13 protein-coding genes are annotated in these 17,247 nt (G+C 61.7%); 8 read left to right on the top strand and 5 right to left on the bottom strand.

Translation table 11 applies throughout. From position 1 onward, the window contains the following. Positions 1-37 precede the first annotated feature (37 nt). On the bottom strand, positions 38-1,447 hold the full coding sequence (gene leuC, locus AC6H1L_RS07450) for a 3-isopropylmalate dehydratase large subunit (protein WP_497600895.1): 1,410 nt from the start codon (positions 1,445-1,447) through the stop codon (positions 38-40). Between the two features lie 434 nt (positions 1,448-1,881). Here leuC and AC6H1L_RS07455 point away from each other — a divergent pair, with 434 nt between their 5' ends. Beyond that, the gene (locus AC6H1L_RS07455) at positions 1,882-3,345 is read left to right on the top strand and encodes a pyridoxal phosphate-dependent decarboxylase family protein (RefSeq protein WP_497600896.1); all 1,464 of its coding nucleotides are present in this window, start codon (positions 1,882-1,884) and stop codon (positions 3,343-3,345) included. Positions 3,346-3,398: 53 nt separating this feature from the next. After that, positions 3,399-4,349, top strand: coding sequence for a PLP-dependent cysteine synthase family protein (locus AC6H1L_RS07460; protein ID WP_497600897.1), 951 nt, complete (start codon positions 3,399-3,401; stop codon positions 4,347-4,349). A 159-nt stretch (positions 4,350-4,508) separates the two neighbouring features. Here AC6H1L_RS07460 and AC6H1L_RS07465 read toward each other — a convergent pair whose 3' ends face one another. Further along, a complete protein-coding gene (locus AC6H1L_RS07465) occupies positions 4,509-6,062 on the bottom strand; it encodes a sensor histidine kinase (protein ID WP_497600898.1) in 1,554 nt (517 codons plus the stop codon). 49 nt (positions 6,063-6,111) lie between these two features. Then, positions 6,112-6,819: a response regulator transcription factor gene (locus AC6H1L_RS07470; protein ID WP_497600899.1), complete on the bottom strand. Its 708-nt coding sequence runs from the start codon at positions 6,817-6,819 to the stop codon at positions 6,112-6,114. A 496-nt stretch (positions 6,820-7,315) separates the two neighbouring features. Here AC6H1L_RS07470 and AC6H1L_RS07475 point away from each other — a divergent pair, with 496 nt between their 5' ends. From AC6H1L_RS07475 to AC6H1L_RS07495, 5 genes are all read left to right on the top strand, one after another. Then, the gene (locus AC6H1L_RS07475) at positions 7,316-8,938 is read left to right on the top strand and encodes an AMP-binding protein (protein WP_497600900.1); all 1,623 of its coding nucleotides are present in this window, start codon (positions 7,316-7,318) and stop codon (positions 8,936-8,938) included. After that, positions 8,935-10,392 (top strand): acyltransferase, encoded by a 1,458-nt coding sequence (locus AC6H1L_RS07480; RefSeq protein WP_497600901.1) that lies wholly within the window; start codon positions 8,935-8,937, stop codon positions 10,390-10,392. The genes AC6H1L_RS07475 and AC6H1L_RS07480 overlap by 4 nt, the downstream gene beginning before the upstream one ends. Beyond that, on the top strand, positions 10,319-11,317 hold the full coding sequence (locus tag AC6H1L_RS07485) for a carboxylesterase family protein (protein WP_497600902.1): 999 nt from the start codon (positions 10,319-10,321) through the stop codon (positions 11,315-11,317). The genes AC6H1L_RS07480 and AC6H1L_RS07485 overlap by 74 nt, the downstream gene beginning before the upstream one ends. Positions 11,318-11,723: 406 nt before the next feature. Further along, complete coding sequence (locus AC6H1L_RS07490) at positions 11,724-12,917, top strand: 2-isopropylmalate synthase (RefSeq protein WP_497600903.1); 1,194 nt, start codon at positions 11,724-11,726, stop codon at positions 12,915-12,917. A gap of 226 nt (positions 12,918-13,143) precedes the next feature. After that, positions 13,144-14,598 (top strand): selenium-binding family protein, encoded by a 1,455-nt coding sequence (locus AC6H1L_RS07495; RefSeq protein WP_497600904.1) that lies wholly within the window; start codon positions 13,144-13,146, stop codon positions 14,596-14,598. A 183-nt stretch (positions 14,599-14,781) separates the two neighbouring features. Here AC6H1L_RS07495 and AC6H1L_RS07500 read toward each other — a convergent pair whose 3' ends face one another. Next, positions 14,782-14,979: a hypothetical protein gene (locus AC6H1L_RS07500; RefSeq protein ID WP_497600905.1), complete on the bottom strand. Its 198-nt coding sequence runs from the start codon at positions 14,977-14,979 to the stop codon at positions 14,782-14,784. Continuing rightward, a complete protein-coding gene (locus AC6H1L_RS07505; protein ID WP_497600906.1) occupies positions 14,979-15,782 on the bottom strand; it encodes a COG4280 domain-containing protein in 804 nt (267 codons plus the stop codon). Before AC6H1L_RS07505 ends, AC6H1L_RS07500 begins: the two co-directional genes overlap by 1 nt. Before the next feature lie 315 nt (positions 15,783-16,097). Between AC6H1L_RS07505 and AC6H1L_RS07510 the strand changes: the two genes are divergently transcribed. Beyond that, complete coding sequence (locus AC6H1L_RS07510) at positions 16,098-17,000, top strand: Yip1 family protein (protein WP_497600907.1); 903 nt, start codon at positions 16,098-16,100, stop codon at positions 16,998-17,000. The last annotated feature ends 247 nt before the right edge of the window (positions 17,001-17,247 follow it).

A 17,247-nucleotide genomic window follows, 5' to 3' on the forward strand; every position in this document is an offset into this window, starting at 1 on the left:
ACAAGACCGGGCAGAGTGAGGGCCGCGCCCTCAGCGACTAGAAATCGCGGATATCGACAAAGTGGCCCGCGATCGCCGCGGCGGCGGCCATCGGCGGACTGACCAGGTGGGTGCGTCCGCCCTTGCCCTGACGGCCCTCGAAATTGCGGTTGCTTGTGGAGGCACAGCGCTCCCCCTCGCTCAAGCGGTCGCCATTCATAGCGATGCACATGCTGCAGCCAGAGGCGCGCCACTCAAAACCGGCCTCGCGGAAAATATCGGCCAGGCCCTCTTCTTCAGCCATACGCCGCACCTGCATTGAGCCGGGCACCACCAGCGCGCGCACGCCCGGGGCCACGCGGCGCCCTTTCACGATCTGAGCGGCCAGGCGCAGATCTTCCAGGCGCGAATTGGTGCACGAGCCGATAAAGACCGTATCGATGCGGATATCCGTAATCTTCTGGCCCGGCTCCAGCCCCATATACTGCAGGGCGCGCTCATAAGCCAGGCGCTTCTGAGGATCAGGCTCATCGGCGGGATCGGGCACACAGCCGGTGACATCGACCACCATGCCGGGATTGGTGCCCCAGGTCACCTGTGGGGCCAGACCATCGATATTGATCTCGTGGACCGTATCGAAATGGGCGCCGGGATCGCTCGGAAGCTGCTTCCAGGCCTCGACCGCCTTCTCAAAGAGGGCCCCTTTGGGAGCAAAGGGACGGCCCTTGAGATAGGCAAAGGTGGTCTCGTCGGGGGCCACCATGCCAGCGCGCGCGCCCGCCTCGATGGCCATGTTACACAACGTCATGCGCCCCTCCATCGAGAGGCTGCGCACCGCGGAGCCGCTGAACTCGACCACATGGCCCGTGCCCACGCCTGTCCCCAGGCGTCCGATCATATACAAAGCGATATCCTTGGCCGTAATGCCCGGGCCGAGACTCCCCTCAATGCGGATATTCATCGAGCGCGGCTTCTTCTGCAACAGGCACTGAGTCGCCAGCACATGTTCGATCTCGCTGGTGCCGATGCCAAAGGCCAGCGCGCCTACCGCCCCATGCGTCGAGGTGTGCGAATCGCCACAGACGATGGTCATCCCGGGAAGCGTCAGCCCCTGCTCAGGGCCAATGATGTGCACGATCCCCTGACGCTCATCGTTCATATCAAACAGGGTGATGCCGAACTCGCGGGCGTTCTGCTCCATCGTCGTGATACAGAGCGCGCTCGCCTGGTCCACAAGCTCCAGCACCCGCCTGCCGCGCACCTGGAGGGTCGGCACGTTGTGATCCAGCACAGCAATCGTGGCATCGGGCCGCCTGACCTTGCGTCCTGCCGCCTTCAGGCCAGCAAAGGCCTGCGGCGAGGTCGCCTCATGCACCAGGTGACGATCAATGTAGAGAATGGTCGACTCTCCGGGAACGTCGCGCACAACATGCGCTTCCCAGATCTTCTCAAACATGGACTTTGGCATACTTCTCTCTCCAGTTCCTGTCTGAGTCTGGCTGCGGGCCGCTCCGCTCGTTGAGTAGGGCGGCGGTCCTGCCTGAGTGCATAGCATATGCACGCTATGCCGGAAAAAGCAGGATAAAACAAAAACGTTGGGAAAGCAGCAGGCAATGGTGTTTCCGCCCTCTATCTGTTCCTCTATTTTACCTCATATGGTGAGTTGTTCACAATAGCGCGCGGCCCCGTCCCTGTCCCGCGCCTCCCCGCCCCGCTTTGTCGTTCGCTGCCAGACCGTCAGACGATCCTCTCTTGATCAAGCCCAGGCCAAAAAATTGTAACAATTCTGTAAAGTCCCTCACTAAGGCCGCCAGATTCAGCGAATTTTTAGCAAGCCTGCGCCCAAATTTCAGACAGCAGTGGCATGCTTTGAGAGAACAGAAAGGAGTGCCCCTATTCAGGATGACCATTACCAGTCAACAGATCGCAACAGGCTTGACCTTTGAACCAGAGCGCCTGCGTCGCTACGGCGACCTGGTGCTTGAGGAGTTAGAGCGCTATCTCAGCGGCATAGCAGAGCGCCCCGTCTGGCAGCCGATGCCTGCTGAGGTACGGCAGCAAATCAGTGGGCAGACCTTGCCCGAAGAGGGGCAGCCCTTTGAGGAGACGCTCACGCTGCTGCGCGAGCTGATTTTAGCCTATCCCCAGGGCAACGGCCACCCGCGCTTTGCCGGCTGGATCAATTCGGCTCCCTCGCATGCCAGCATTCTGCTCAAGCCGCTGGCGGCGGCCATGAACCCGAACTGCGGCATCGGCGACCATGCCGGCCAGGAGCTGGAGCGCTGCGCCGTGCGCTGGATGATGGAGCTGGCTGGCCTGCCAACGGAAGGCAGCGCCGGCGTCTTCGTCAGCGGCGGCTCCGAGGCGAACTTTACTTGTCTGCAGGCCGCTCGTTACTGGGCCGCCGAACAGGATGGCTGGAACGTCCGCCGCGAGGGCCTGCAAGGCAACCACCCGCCGTTTGTGCTCTACCAGTCCGATCAAGGTCATTTCAGCATTCGCCGCTCAGTCGAAGCGATGGGCCTGGGCAGCGCTGCTATCCATATTGTGCCTTCGACACCTGATTATCGCATGGACCTGGAGGCGCTGGAGCGCCGTATTCACGAGGACCGCGCCGCCGGGCTGCGTCCGTTCTGTGTGGCGGCCACCGCGGGCACCGTCGAAACGGGGGCCATTGATCCGCTCAAGGAGCTGGCCGAGCTGTGCCACGCCGAGGGCCTCTGGCTGCATGTCGATGGGGCCTACGGCGCCTTTGGCATCCTCGACGCGCGCGTTGCTCCCCTCTATCGCGGCATCGACCAGGTCGATTCCCTGGCCACCGATCAGCATAAGTGGCTCTCGGTCCCCATCGACTGCGGCTGCGCGCTTGTGCGCCACGGCGCCGCCCTGCACGACGCTTTCCGCCTGACCCACAGCGACGACGAGGACGATGCCGCCTGGATGTCTGAGTACACGTTACAGCGTACGCGCCGCTTCCGCGCGCTCGACGCCTGGGCTACGGTGCGTACGGCGGGCCGCGCCGGTCTGGCCCGCGCCATCAGCAACAATATCAGTATGGCGCGCTTGCTGGCGCGTGAGGTGGCCGCTCAGCAGGAGCTAGAGCTGATCTCAGGCGGCCCCCTCAGCATTGTGCGCTTCCGCTATGCTCCACCCGCCCTGCGCGATGAGCCGACGCTGCTTAACCGCCTCAACCGGCAGCTCGCGCGCGAGATCCAGCGCCGCGGACGGGTCTTTCTGACCAGCACGCGCCTGCGCGGTCAGGAGCTGCTGCGCGCCTGTCTGGTGCACTACGGCACCGGCGCCGATGATATTCAGGCAATGATCGATGAGGTGCTCACTGTCGGCAGGGCGCTCTGCGCTCTCTGACCCGTCCGGGCCTGGGCCTTGGAGCGTCCTTGAAAGGAGGGACGGCTTTTCGCATGTACTACGGCAGTATTCTGGAGACCGTTGGTAATACGCCTTTGATCGAATTGAAGAGTTTCAGCCCACGCCCGCGCGTGCGCATCTTCGCCAAGATGGAAGGGGCCAACCCCTCGGGCAGCATTAAGGATCGCATTGCGCTCAGAATGATCGAGGACGCTGAGGCGCGCGGCCTCCTCAAGCCCGATTCGATTTTGCTGGAGCCGACCAGCGGCAATACGGGCGTGGCTCTGGCTTTGATCGCCACCATGAAGGGCTATCGCTTCACGGCGGTGGTCTCGGAGAAGGGGACGCAGGATAAGCGGCGCATGCTGGAGCTTTATGGGGCGACCGTCATCACTTCGCCGGGCGCGGCGGGCAGCAACGGCGCGATTCGTTTGGCTCAGGAGATCGCGCGCGACGATCCACGCTATGTCATGCTCTTCCAATATGGCAATGAGGCTAATCCCGCCGCCCATTATGAGACGACCGGCGTAGAGCTGTTGCGCGACCTGCCTGATCTCAGCGTGGTCGTCGCTGGCCTCGGCTCCGGGGGAACCTTGACCGGCATCGGGCGCCGTCTCAAGGAGTATAACCCGGCCATTCGCGTGATCGGGGCCGAGCCGGTTCAGGGCGACAGCATTCAGGGCCTGCGCAATCTGGCCGATGGCTTCGTGCCGCCGGTGCTCGACCTGCGCGTCATCGATGAACGCGTGCTGGTCTCCAGTCAACAAGCCTGGGAGCGCACGCTCCAGCTTAAGGAGCAGGAGGGGATCTTTGCCGGTCCGTCGAGCGGGGCCGTGTTGGATGTAGCCTTGCGCGTGGCTGAGCGCATGGAGGAAGGCAAGATTGTGATTATCCTGGCCGATGGCGGCTGGAAGTACTTGAGTGAGCCGCGCTGGCTTATGCAGCCCGCCGGTCAGAGCCAACTGGCCACGGCCAGCGCTACCCTGCAACCTTCGCCCTGCTGAGGAGGGACGCCACACTCTGGCGTCCCTCTTCTTTTCACCTTGATCCCTCTTCATCTACTCGCTCCCACTCGCCCGTCATGTACCCGCCTGTCCGGCCTCTGGCCCGCTCTGATAGGTAGAGCGATTGAGCCGGCGCGCTCCACCCTGCCAGGTGGATGCTCAATCGATCCGGCTGCTCGGCTGGGAGAGGCTGCGACCGCGGGCGCTCTCCTCGGCGGCGCGCGAGGTCAGGCGCCCTTCGACGGCGGCGGGAAAGAGAATGGTGACTGTGGTGCCTTCACCAAGGCGGCTCTCTAGCTGGATCTTGCCCCCCTGAGCCTCGATTAGCTCGCGCGTGATCGCCAGACCCAGACCACTGCCGCCGGGTCGGCGCCCCGCGCGGCTGCGGGCCGGGTCGGCGCGGAAGAAGCGTTCAAAGACATGCGGCAGGGCCTCGGGCGGAATCCCTTCGCCCGTGTCGCGCACGCTGAGCTTGACCAGACCCCCGCCGGCAGGCTGAGCCTGCAGCTCGACTGTTCCCTCAGCAGGCGTATATTTCAAAGCATTATCTACAATATTGAGCAGGGCCTGACGCAGGCGATCCTTATCGCCCACCAGCGCCGGCGTTCCCGGAGCGACACTCCAACGCAAGGCCTGGCCCCGCGCCAGGTGTTCCGCCTGCTCGCAGACGGTCGCCAGCATATCCTCAGCCCGGATCAATTCGCGCCGCATCTCCAGGCGCCCCGCATCGAGACGCGTCAGCACCAGCAAATCTTCTACCATGCGCTGGAGCCGCTGCACCTCGGCATACATCCCGCGCGCCAGACGCCGCGCCGCCTCCAGGTCGCCGCGGTCCGCTCCTAAGAGCAGCATCTCCAGGCTGCCGCTCAGGGCCGTCAGTGGCGTGCGCAGCTCATGCGAGACATCCGAGACAAAGCGTTTTTGGCGCTGAAAGGCGCTCTCCAACTGTGCGACCATGCGATTAAAGGAGTGAGCCAGGCGCCCGATCTCGTCGTCCGTCGGCGGCGGCTCAATGCGCATCGATAGCTCGCCACGCGCAATGCGCTGGCTGGTGCGCTCGATCTCGACCAGCGGATGCAGGGCCACACTGACCAGCGGATAGATCAGGGCCGTGGCCAGGCCGAGCAAGACCACCACGCCCATGAAGAGCGTCAGATGGAGGGTCCGTAGAAAGTCATCGATGGGCATGGTCGAGGTGCTGATCTGCAAAATGCCCAGGGTGTGATCGCGGAAGGTGTCGACCAGGGGCAGAAAGACTACCAGTTGCGGCTGTCCGCTGCTGTCCTTGAGTACCAGGTAGGGCGGGCGCTGGTCGCTATGCTGCAGGGCTAGCCGCACCTGGGCAGGCGGCACCGTAATGGGCTGTAGCGCAAAGGGGGAACTGCTGCCCGGCACCAGGACGCTGCCATCGGTGGCCAGAATCGCTGCGTTCGTACTTGGACTGGAGAGGCGAAACGCTAGAGTTGAGGCTGTATAGAGGAAATCTGTCGGTGGCTTCTCTGGAGGCATAAAGGTATAGGAGAGGCGGAAAGGATGATCCTGGCTGCCTTTCATGATACCTTTAATGGCCACCTGGGCCTCATTGCAGAGCACATCGACCTGATTAGAAAGCAGGTCTTGCTCAGCGATCAATGAGATAATGACGCCGAGCGAACCGAGCAGGATGGTCAAAAGACCAAGGGAGACCAGCACCAGGCGCCAGCGAATTGGCACGTGGCGTATGAGTCGCGACAGAAGAGTGGCGCGTTTCTTCATGCTTGCTTTAGCCTCGCAGGGTATAGCCAATACCCCGCACCGTCTGCAGTAAGCGTGGCGGATTGTCGTGCAGCTTCTCGCGCAGATGACGGACGTAGACTTCGACAATGTTGTCGTCGCCGACGTAGTCGTAGCCCCAGACGCGCGAGAGAATGGTGTCGCGCGAAAGCACCTGACGCGGGTGCATCAAGAACAATTCCAGCAGGCTGAACTCGCGTGGCGTTAGCTCGATCGGCTCGCCGCGCAAAGTGACGGTGTGGGTGCCACGGTCAAGGGTGATGTCCTGGAACGAGAGGATGTCGGCGACGTTGTTGCCATGACGGCGGAGCACGGCCCGCGTGCGCGCCATCAGCTCACGAAAGGCAAAGGGTTTCGTCAGGTAGTCGTCGGCACCGCAGTCCAGCCCAGCGACGCGATCGTCAACTTCGTCGCGCGCCGTCAGCATGATGATCGGGATGTCATGGCTGCGCCGTAGCTGGCGTGTGACTTCCAGACCATCGCAGCCCGGCAACATGATGTCGAGAATGATGATGTCCGGCTGGTGCTGCGTGGCCATGCGCAGGGCTTCAGGCCCGCTGGTAGCAATCAGCACCTGGAAGCCCTCATAGACAAAACCCATTTGCAGAAAATCGACGATCTGCGGCTCGTCATCTACGATCAAAACGGTTGGCTGCTTGTTCTTGTTGCCGTTGTGCTCCTTGCTATTCGCTAACATGCTGTGTCCTGTGCCCTATCTTCTCTCTCGCCAATGCTCTCTTTTCAGAGACGCTCAGTCGGGGCCCACTGCCCTGCTCTGGCGCAATGGCCCCCGGGATAGTGAACAATACTCTGATGGTATATAGCAAGCCCGGCTGAAAATTTGCTGAATCGCCAGGCCGATTTCGCCTGGCCCTGGGGCTCCGCTGATCTTTCTCTCCTCCCTCACCGCTTTTTCTTACTGGTTCTTGCTAGGCTCGCGTTGGCAGTCAGGGCGCTTATCAGGCCGGTCGCGATGCCATTTCAGCGAATTTTCAGGCTCGCTGCGGCCTTTTTTCAGCCCCAGGTGGCAAGATGAAAAGCAGTCTCGAAGACAAGTGCTCGCTTGTGCTCAACGCTGTGCTGATCCGTTGGTTCTAGCTCTCGCCGATCTCTGAATAATCAAGCAAGCAAGTAAGTAAGTAATTCAGTATCGCAAGCCATACGAGCCAATATATTCAGGAATGGAATAGACGATGACAACTATCAGTTTACCTGTGACGAGCAGAGTACAGCCCGTGCTGCCGCGGCGCGAGGAGCTGCCTGTAGGTCGTTTGCTGGCGAGCCTGCAGCACGGTGCCCGCTACACGCCGACCAAAGCGCTGCTGATTGAGGCCGAGAGTGGAGAGTACTTGAGCTATGGCCAGGCGCTGGCCGGGCTGGCCGCTCTGCGCCGGCTCTTTGGTCCACCGCCTCAGCGCATCATGCTCGCCCTGCCGGGCGGGTTGCTCAACGGACTGATCTGGCTGACCGCTCTTAGTAGCGGCTACGCTCTAATTCCTGTGCCTCCGGCGGCCAGTGCCGACGAAGCGCGTCGGCTGTTCGAACGCCAGCAGCCAAGCATTCTGTGTGCTCCCGACGAGGGAACCAGCGCCTGGAGCGCGCAGCTTCTGTCGGGCAGAGAGCGTCTTTTCACAGCCTCGCAGCTCGCCGAGCGCCTCAGCCATGCTCCTGAGCCGGAGCAGCCCCTGAGTGTTCGCGAAGGGCGCGTCTACCTGAGCACTTCTGGCAGCACGGGAGAGCCGAAGTGGCTGGCTCTCAGCGAGCGCCAGCTTGTCTGGACCGCCGAGCAGATCCGTCGCAGCCACGCTCTCACCGAGGCCGACCGAGGCCTGACGACCCTGCCTTTCTTCCACATCAATGCCCCAGTGGTCAGCCTCTGTGCCTCCTTGCTAGCTGGGGCCTCGCTGATTGTGGCCGCGCGCTTCAGCCGCCGCCGCTTCTGGTCCTGGGTTGAGCGCTATGAGGCCACCTGGATCAGCCTTGTGCCTACCATTGTGGCCCTCCTCCTTGAGAGCGAGGAGCGACCGGCCTTCCTACCGGGCCGCCTGCGCTTCGCCCGCAGCGCCTCGGCCCCCCTGCCCCCGGCCAACCTGCGCGCCTTTGAGGAGCGCTTTGGTATTCCGCTGATCGAGACCTATGGCCTGTCGGAGGCCGGCAGCCAGGTGGCAGCCAATCCTTTGCCGCCGGCTCTGCATAAGCCCGGCTCGGTGGGCCGCCCGACCGGCGTGGCCATGCGCATCTGTGCGCCGCGCCCCAACGGCGCAGGGCCGGAAGACCGCGCGGGCGCCTTGTGCGACCTGCCGCCGGGCGAGGTGGGCGAGATCTGCATCGCTGGCCCCAACGTCATCAGTGCCTATGAGGATGGGGCCGGGGCCTCCTCGTTCCAGGATGGCTGGTTCCGCACCGGCGATCTCGGCTACTTTGATGAGGACGGCTATCTCTTCATTAAAGGGCGCCTGCGCGAGGTCATCAATCGCGGCGGAGAGAACATCGCCCCGCGCGAGATCGAGGAGACATTACAGGAACACCCGGCGGTGCGCGAAGTGGCGGTTGTCGGACGTCCTGATCCGCTCTACGGTGAGGTTGTCGTGGCCTACTTGAGCCTGCAGGAGGGCCGTCAGCTCAGCGTCGAGGAGCTGCGCCGCTATGCCCGTCAGCGTCTCAGTCCGCCGCGTGTACCCGTCGATTTCTTGATCTTGCCTGAGCTGCCGCGCAATGCCACCGGCAAGATCGACCGCCGTTTGCTGCGCACCCGCGAGCAGGCGCGCCGCGAGCTGCACCAGATCGCCAGGGAGGAGGCCGTACGTCAACCTTGAGCCAGAGCAGCCCCAGCATCAGCCTGAGCCGCAGCCCCAGCGGCGGCGGCAAGCGACCGCACGTCTATGAGCTTGACCCTCTGCGCACATGCACCGCGCTCAGCGTCGTCGCGGTGCATGTCCTGGCGGCGACTGCCATTCTCAACGGCAATGGGCCAGGCTACGCGATCCAGAATGCCCTGCTGGTCGCCTTCCACTTCACGCGCGAGATCTTCATGTTCGTAACGGCCTTTGCCCTCGTCTATGTCTACAATGGGCGCCGCTTCCCCTTCGTGCAGTTCTGGAAGAAACGCAGCCTGGGCGTCATCTTCCCATACGTCTTCTGGAGCCTGGTCTACGTGCTTGTCAACACGCGTCCCAGCTCCTGGGAGACTTTTGGCAAGACCGCGCTTTTTGATGTGGTCACGGGCAACGCTTCCTATCAGCTCTACTACATCCTGCTCACCATTCAGTTCTACCTGATCTTCCCGCTCTTCATGGCGCTGCTCAAGCGCTGGTCGCGCCATCCCTGGCTGCTCTTGCTGGGGAGCTTCACGCTCCAGGTGCTGCTTTTCTACGTGGACTACCATACGGTCCAGCGCAGCAGTAACCCGTTCTGGCACACGGTGGCGGTCTACCAGGATCGCTTTGTCTTGATGTATCAGTTCTACTTCGTGCTAGGCGGGCTGGCGGCGCTCCACTTCGAGCGAGTGCGGGCCTTCGTCCTGCGCCACGCCCGTCTGATCATGACCATCTTTCTCGTTACTCTGATAGCGCTCTGGGTACATTTTGCCGAGCAGATCAGCGTTTATCGTGAGCCAATGGGCTACGCCACTTCTGTCTTGCAGCCAAGTATGGTATTCTATAGCGTGGCGGTTATCGGCCTGGCCCTTTGGCTTTGCTGTCGCTGGGCGATTGGCTTCGTGGATCTCCCAGGCCAGGAAGTGAGCAAGCGGCTGAGTGTGCGTCTCTGGGGCCTTTGCTCGGACGCCTCCTTTGGCGTCTACCTGGTGCATGTGCTGATCCTGAACCAGCTACGCGGCAGCCTGTTGTCTCTCCTGCCGGAGAGCTGGCCCGTAGGGTTGCGCGTGGTCCTGCTCTGGGGCGCCGTGGCTGGCCTCTCGCTGGCCATTAGCATCGCGCTGATGTATACGCCCTGGCTGAGTCGCCTGGTGGGGCGTGCGGGACCGCGGCGTCGCAGCGGCCCAGCCACGGCGGGCAGTCGGGGGCAGGCGAGCAAAGCCCAGGTGCTGCCCGATGTCGGCAGAAGGCAGCCGACTCCCTCGTCAGCGACAGCCACCACCAACGTCGCCCTTGTGCCGGCAGTCTCGCAGACCGGCCCCGCAGATGCCGCCGGCGCCTCCGCGCCCCATCATCTCCGGTCTGGAGCACTGGCCCGCTATGAGCAAGCGAGTAAGACACCTGGCCCTGATAGCGCTGGCTCTCGCCTGTCTGATGGGAGCCACTCTCTATAGCCTGCGCGGCACGCTTGGCCTGCGCCGGAGCGTGGCCTCGCCCTTGGCTATCCAGGCCCATCGCAGCGAGCAGCAGGAGTCGCTACAGGGCCGGCGCCTGACACCCGTTCCCACCGCCAGCGCCTCCCTGCTGTCGCCAGCCCTGCCGGGCCTCAATTATCTGGGCTTCACAGCGCATATCTTCTCGCAGGGAGGAAACAGCCTCGTCTATTATCTCTACATCCCTCACCCATTGAATCCCCAGCGGCGCTATCCGCTGGTGCTGCTACTACATGGCGGGGGCGAGCGCAGTCGCTCCAATTACACCGCCGCCCAGAATGAGCAGTTGCTGCTCAATCAAGCGTATGTGCGCGTCTGGAGCAGCGATTACCAGGGACCAGCCAATCCCCATATCCAGCAGCGCTGGCCCTGCTTCGTACTGGTCCCGCAGATGAAACAGGGGCAGCAGTGGGTTAACGTCCCCATCAATGGCGGCTCCTATCATCAGCCAGCCCAGCCGAGCATTCCGCTCCAGCTCACGAAGGCTCTCCTTGAGCGCGTCTTGCAGGCTTACGCTAACAATATCGACCGCACGCGCCTTTACATCACGGGCCTCTCCAATGGCGGCTACGGTACCTGGGATGCGATCGAGCGCTGGCCTGATCTGTTCGCCGCCGCCGCTCCCATTGCCGGCGCCGGCGATCCGTCGCTAGCGGCCCGTATCAAGGATCTGCCGATCTGGGCCTTCCACGGCTCCGCCGACCCGGTGGTCCCTGTGAGCGGCTCGCGCGACATGATCGCCGCTTTGCGCGCCGTCGGTGGTCACCCACGCTATACCGAGTTCGCCGGAGCAGGACATGGCGTCTGGGGCTACGTCTACTCCCTGGAAGATAGCCCTTTGCGCGTTAGCGCTTTCTTCCCCTGGCTCTTCTCACAACACCGCTGAGGGAGGCGGGGCGCGCAAACGAACACGAACGAGAAAGCCCCTGCTCAGGGCAGGGCTGAGCCGGAACGAGAGCCTGCCGCCTTGCGCCGCGCCGGGCTGGGCCGCGCCGTCTTGTCCGGCAGGAGCCTATCTGTCTGGACAGGGCGGCGCTTGCGTCCCCTTCAGCGAGAGGCATATAATGTCTACAGGACGACCAGCAGGCTAACACCAGGAAGAAGCTGAGGCGGGTGAGGAAGCGGGTGAGGGCGAGCGGTTGGAGGTGGGCGTCATCGCGCTCGCCGCGGTGGGCCAATTGGTCAGCCGGCACGCGATCGGCGCCTGTCTTCCTCGATAGTATGGCGTCGCGCTCGCTGCTTCGCGCAAGGGCGCGCGGAACAGCGTGTTACATTGTAGTAAGGAGAGAACAATGACGACCCAGCCACAGCAGCAACAGCAGCCAGAGCGACCGCAGCCACGCATCGTCAAATTTTATGAAACCACCCTCCGCGATGGTGAACAGACCCCCGGCGTTAACTACTTTCCCGAAGAGAAGCTAGAGATCGCGCGAGCCCTGGCCGACATGGGTTTCGACACCCTGGATGTGGGCTTTCCGATCTCGTCGCCAAGCGAATTTGAGGCCGTACGCTTGATCGCCTCGCAGGTTGACAACGCCGAGATCTGTGCCATCGCGCGGGCCGTTAAGGGCGACATCGATGCCGCCTGGGAAGCTGTTAAGGTCGCCGCCCATCCGGTCATTGAGCCGTTCATCAGCGTCTCCCCGATCCACCGTCAGGTCAAGTTGGGCAAGACCCGTCAGGAAGTGCTTGAGATGGCCCGCACGGCTGTGGCCTACGCCCGCAGCCTGACCGACACGGTCGATTTCGCCCTCGAAGATACGACGCGCACCGAGCATGATTTCATTCTGGAGGTCTGCGAGGCGATCCTCAAGGAGGGCGTGCGCTTCGTCACTATCTGCGATACCGTGGGCTATGCCCTGCCCTGGGAGTTTGGCCAGTTGATCGCCGATCTCAAGCGCGAGTTTCCGACGATCCGCATCTCGGCCCATTGTCACAACGATCTGGGCCTGGCGGTGGCCAATGCCCTGGAGGGCCTGCGCAACGGCGCCGAGCGCGTTGATACCTCCTTCAACGGCCTGGGCGAGCGCGCCGGCAACGCTGCCACCGAGGAGGTGGTGATGGCCATCCGTACACGCTCGGCAGACCTGGGCCTTGATGTGCGCGTCGATACTACCAAGATTATTCCCACCAGTCGCCTGATCGCCAGGTATTCAGGCATGCAGCCCCAGTGGACCAAGGCGATCGTTGGTCAGAATGCCTTCAGCCACGGCGGCGGTATCCATCAGGATGGGGTGCTGAAGGATGCCCGCACCTATGAGATTATGACTCCCGAGTCGATCGGCCTGACTGCTGCCGATCGGCGCATCCGCATGGGTAAGCTTTCGGGCCGCGCCGCCCTCGCTGCTCAGATGCGTGAATTGGGCTATACCCTTGAGCAGGAGCAGCTCAATCGGGCCTTCGAGATGGCTAAGCTGCTCTTGGGCAAGAAACGCGAGCTGGAAGAGCTGGATCTGCGCTACATCGCCGAGACGGCTATGAAGTAGGTAGAAAGTAGTTGTGGGTGCCCGCTGCTCAGGCCCCATTGGGCGCGGCGGGCGCGCCACTGCGCCGCCTTGGGGCGGCGCTTTTTTCCCCTTGCGTATTGTTGATTTTCTGGATAAACTAAATCATGTAATGAGTTGTCGGAGCGCCGACGGGTCTCAAGCCGAGCAGCAAGCGAGCTGTAGACCTGCCCGCCGGCCAGGTAAGGCAGCCAGAGGAGAGCAAACCATGAGTGCAGACGAGCAGCAGCACGCACATCAACACGAACACGCCCACGAACACACTCATCATCACCCATCTGAGCAGTCGCATGCGCATGAGCATCACGAGCACAACGGCGCTGCCTGTGGGCCGGGCTATGCCTCGCCCGAAGAGGCCATCAAGGGGCCGCGGGAGAAGGTGCTATACGCCATTGCGCTGCACGTTGGGACAGGCGTCGAGGCCCCTGACTATCTGGCGACCATCGACGTTGATCCTGGCTCACCCACCTACTCGCAGGTGATCCACCGCACGGTGATGCCCTATGTTGGGGACGAACTGCATCACTTCGGCTGGAATGCCTGCAGCTCCTGCCACGGCGACGCCCACAAATCGCGGCGCTTCCTGGTCATCCCGGGCAATCGCTCCAGCCGCATCTATATTGTTGATGCGCAAGATGAGCGGGCACCCAGGCTGCACAAGGTCATCGAGCCGGAAGAGATCAAGGCCAAGACCAACCTCAGCGCTCCACACACCGTACATTGCCTGCCCGATGGCCATGTCATGATCTCCATGCTGGGCGATGCGGAGGGCAACGGTCCTGGCGGCTTCCTGCTCCTTGACGAAGAGTTTCGCATTGCCGGGCGCTGGGAGCACAAGGCCGACGGCATGCGCTTTAACTATGACTTCTGGTATCAGCCGCGCCATAACGTAATGGTCAGCAGCGAGTGGGGGGCGCCGAAGACCTACTTTGACGGCTTCAACCTGGAGGATGTCCAGGCTGGCAAGTATGGGCGTCAGATCCACTTCTGGGACTGGCAGCGCCATGAAATTGTCCAGAGCGTCGACCTGGGCGAAAAGGGCTTGATCCCCCTAGAAGTGCGTTTCCATCATAATCCTGACAGCACGCATGGCTTTGTCGGCGCCGCCCTCAGTAGCGTCATCTGGCACTGGGAGCGTGTCAATGGGAGCTGGCGCGTGCAGCCGGTTATCGAGGTTCCTCCGGTTGAGCTGGAGGGCTGGCCTTTCCCGGTGCCTTCGCTCATCACCGATTTGCTGGTTTCGATGGATGACCGCTATCTCTATTTCTCGAACTGGCTGCACGGCGACATCCGCCAGTACGACATCAGTGACCCGGCTCACCCCCGTCTGACCGGCCAGGTCTGGTGTGGCGGTCTGCTGGGCAAGGCGCAGCCGGTCAAGGGTCACGAGCTGGTCGGTGGTCCGCAGATGCTGCAGCTTAGCCTTGATGGGCGCCGACTCTACGTGACGAACTCGCTTTACAGTAGCTGGGATAATCAGTTCTACCCAGAGCTGGCCAAGCGCGGCTCCTATCTGCTGCAGATCGACTGCGATCCCGAGCACGGTGGCATGAAGATCAACGAGAACTTCTACGTTGACTTCGGCCAGGAGCCAGCGGGTCCGGCGCGCGCACATGAGATGCGCTATCCCGGCGGCGACTGCACTTCAGACATCTGGATTTAGTTTCTTCACCTTTGCTAAGCTAAGGCAGTATCTGTCTGTCCTTTCTTCTTTCCCTCTCTCTGGGGCCAGGCCGCCCAGGAAAGGCTGAGGTAGTATCTCCCTCATGCGCTCCTGGCGGGCCTGGCCTTGCGACTTTCAGCCTGCTCCCCGTTTTCGCCCTTTCTGGAATGGGCCTGATCAGCGCTAGTGCAGCTCGCGCCAGAGCGAGGCGGTCAGGATCACGGGTAGCGCCACCACCAGCAGCACAGCCTGCAGCGGTTGCATGCCCGTTGGCAACAGCAGGAGCAGGACAAAGAGCAGTACAACGCCGCTCAGAATAATGGGATCACCGACGAGAAAGAGATAGAGGGCTTTGAGTGGCTTCAGCAGGCGCGCCAGCATCAGTCTCCTCCCCTTTCAGGTAAGCTGGCGGAGCCGAGGCCAAGGACGCTGCGCCGACGGGCCAGGCTCTTGAGCCAGAGTACGAGCAGGGCCGAGCAGAGCAAATAGAAGGCGGCCAGGATCAACAGGAAAGCATCGGCCAGGGGCCAACTGATGCCCAGGCCCTCGCCACCCCAGAAGGTGCCAAAGGTCGTGAGCATGATGCCGACCAGGAACTTGAGCGTGTTTTCGGGCACCTGCTTCAGGGGGGCCTGTAGCAGCAGCCCGATGAGCACCACGAGCAGCCCGGCAGCCGCGGCACCGAGGGAGGCTGTGCCAAGTGCACAGCCGGCGCTGCAGGTGGGCGTTATGGCGCTGCTTCCAAAGGAGATCACAATAAAGGCTACCTCTAAGCCTTCTAGCAGCACCGTTTTGTAGGAGAGGGCCACGCCGAATGGCTCCAGACGCGGACGGGCCTGCTCTCCACGTGCTCGCAGCGCGGCCATCTGTTCCTCAAAGATGGCTTCCTCATCGTGCAGGGGCTTGAGGCCGCTGTAGCGTAGAAGAGCCTTCTTGAGCCACTTGAGGCCGAAGAGAATGAGCAGGACGCCGATCACGAGACGCAGCAGGGTGAGCGGAATCCAGTAGACAAGCGCCACTCCCAGGATGGCAACCAGCAAGGCCAGCGTGAGAACGGCTCCGGCTACACCGGCCAGCGAGCTGCGCCAGTTGATAGTCAATCCCACAACGAGCACAATGGTGAAGGCTTCGACAAATTCGACCGCCGAGGCTAGAAAGGCGGCGGTCAGAATTGCCCAGGCCATAGGTAATGCTTCCCCTTCCTTCTAGCTAGCTAGCAATAGATGTTGATCTCTCATCCGGCAAATACTGGTTCGCAGATCAATATCAGTAAGTCTGACAAAAAGAGACAGGATCTTCTTTTCTTGTGACGGACGAGTGGACGAGAGAGCAGCTTTTTCCCTTGATTATAGGCATGATATGACTGTGCTCGCAAGCGCGAGAATGAACAATTGTAGTAGACGCAACCTATGACGTTATGTTATCATTGAGAAGCCTGTATCCATTCATCTGATGGACTGATTGATCTCTCGGAAGAAGCTGGAAAGGAGCTTACACTGATGAGCTGGGAACCTAATCAGGGGGGACAAGTGCCGCAGCAGCCAACGCCGCCGCCTAATCCTTATGGGGCGCCTTCTTTCCCAACACCACCGCCGCCTAATCCTTACGAGCCACCGGTTAACCCCTATGGGCCACCCTCTTCGCCGAACCCCTATGGCTACGGGCAGCCGCCGGCGAACCCTTATATGCCGCCGACGTACTATGGTGGGCAGCCCGGTTCCTACCCGCCGGTCGCGCCTCTACCGCTGGGACAGGCCCTACGTGAGTTGCCGCGTCAGTACTGGCGTGTGATCTCGCGCCCATCCGCAGAGACGTTTGTCCAGGAGCTGGGAAAGGCCTCCTGGGATATTGTCTGGGTACAGCTCTTGGGATTTTCAGCGCTATATGCTATTATTAGGTTTTTTGTCGAGTTAGCCTCAAGCGCTCTGCCCATGAGCATTTTACCCGGTTACTCCGGAGTTCTGTCGAGTCTGGCCGCCCGCTCCAGCCTTGGCTACGCGCTTTTCGTTGCTCTGATTGGCTTTGTTTTGCTGGTCGGCGCCTTCTTCATTCTTCAGGGACTGATCTATCTGCTAGCCAGAGCCTTCAACGGGCAAGGGAGCTTTCTGCAGCAATGCTATAGCAGCATGCTTATCTATGGGCCGCTGCTGGCTATCACCATAGTCAGTGGCATCCTCGAGATCATTCCTTTTGTCGATATTATCGTTTTTCTTGTTAGATTAATATTACTTATTTATGCAATTGTTCTGCTCGTTTTTGCCACAATGGGCAGCCAGCGTCTCACTGGCGGTCAGGCGAGCGCCGCGGTGCTGATCCCCGTCGGCGGCCTCTTTCTGCTGGCCTGTTGCGTCTCTACTCTCCTGGCAGCGACGGTTGTTTCCACTATGCATATAACCTACTAACTAACTTTGCAGCCTGGCCGGCGGGGGACGGGAGTTTCGCTGGCGGATTCTCTAGAATCGCTCAAGATCGGCGAGGCAGGTTTCTATCCGGTCAGCAAGCGGTCGACAGACAGCCCGGCTCATGCTATTATCCCAGGATGGGCTGTTCTGCAGCGGCAAGTGAACACATAAGCAAGCAAGGAAAAGATGGGTCCTGCCCGGATGGCCTGTCTCGCTGGTCTGCCGTGCTCGCTTTGCCGCTGCCTGG

The sequence above is a fragment of the Thermogemmatispora argillosa genome, from assembly GCF_059696725.1.